Source organism: Oleiphilus sp. HI0067, from assembly GCF_001635735.1.
Window position 1 is genome coordinate 1 of record NZ_LWFI01000859.1, and the last position, 1314, is coordinate 1314.

Consider the following 1314-nt stretch of genomic DNA (forward strand, 5'->3'; position numbering starts at 1 on the left):
TGTATGATTTTAGAATTATCTTCTTGAGCGAGTGTAATCGCTACGCGGGAAATCGACTGCTCCGTATAACTTGAAGATGGACTTGCATGGCATAAAAAGAACAACAAGGCCTCACTTAAATCAGAATATACATGCCAAGAGTTCATAACAATGGCCTCTTCGGCCGATCTTGCAACATCGCCAAGTAGCATATCTTCGATCAAATCATGGAAGCGTTCACTATCACTCCCCCAACACACAAAATAACATGCACCTTGCGCTAAGAGATCTGACGCTAAACGCGCCAATTTTCCATCCGAAATTGGACGAAAATCGCCACCAATAAAGCATATGAAATGTTGCGAACCAATGTCGAATGTTGGTATCGATTGATCAAAGGATGGGAGAAAGCAAGCATAGACCGCATCGTTGTGATAACGGCACAACAAATCTAGTGACATAGGAGAATTCAAACTAAAAGCGATTATGAGAAACCAAGTTAATCGTCATCTTGCATGGGAATGAGGTATAAACCTGATCTAAGACCCGCTAAACGTTCATCGATCTTAGCTTGCTCTTCGCCAGTTAAGGAAAGTGACACATCCTCTGGTACAAAAATATAATCGTCTTTTTGAATGTCGAATCCGATTTTTCCGAGGATACGTCCGCTTGAACTAATGCAATCAAGCTGTTGTTGAATAGGCCAAAACAGGACCATGAAGGGAATTCTCTCAGTATTGCAAAAGCAAGGATGATAAGCCTTTAATTTGGCTAACTCAAAGCCACAATTTAAAAAACTATTCTTCTTTTAACTTCACACGGGTCGACAACTTGCTGGCCTGCTTTTGAATTACATGTTGCGCAAGCAGCTCTTGCTCAACCTCCGAAATCTCTTCAAAATTTACACGCACCCAATATGGTCGATCCTTGAGTTGCTGCTTTTCATAGTCCGACAATTCCGCGGAAAACGCATCGCGACGTTCACAACCAACCACCATCGCCAAAGCTTGTACAACTTCTTCAGAAGGAAAGAGTTTGATATGCAAACTCAACATTTGCGCTTTGCTGAAATCAGTATGATATGGAAATGCCAAACCACAAGCACTGACATTCGCCTCACACATCATATAAGTGTGTGCATGCTTATCATCAACCTTAGGTTTGCCTGTATCAACGTCGGCCGCAATCAAATCTATCTTATGATTTAACAAGCCAAGTAAAGTAGCGAGCGATTCATCTTTGCGCTTAAGTCCAGCAAGATGACGGTTAATGGCACTATTGACCTTGACCAGCCTTTGTTCGGGCGTCTGAACCGACCCTGAGTCTAAATGCTCA

General features: G+C 42.3%; 3 protein-coding genes. All 3 read right to left on the bottom strand.

Annotation, left to right across the window (positions count from 1 at the left end; genetic code table 11):
* Positions 1 to 440 (bottom strand): hypothetical protein (locus tag A3739_RS09180; protein WP_156502509.1); only part of this gene is annotated, 440 nt, incomplete at its 3' end.
* A gap of 38 nt (positions 441 to 478) precedes the next feature.
* Positions 479 to 697: a hypothetical protein gene (locus A3739_RS09185; RefSeq protein ID WP_068477397.1), complete on the bottom strand. Its 219-nt coding sequence runs from the start codon at positions 695 to 697 to the stop codon at positions 479 to 481.
* Positions 698 to 776: 79 nt separating this feature from the next.
* On the bottom strand, positions 777 to 1314 hold a 538-nt coding region (locus A3739_RS29850; RefSeq protein ID WP_068501088.1), incomplete at its 5' end, for a PilZ domain-containing protein.

Excerpts from the sequence above, each read along its gene's own strand:
- A3739_RS09185 (WP_068477397.1), bottom strand. The coding sequence starts at position 697 with ATGGTCCTGTTTTGGCCTATTCAACAACAGCTTGATTGCATTAGTTCA.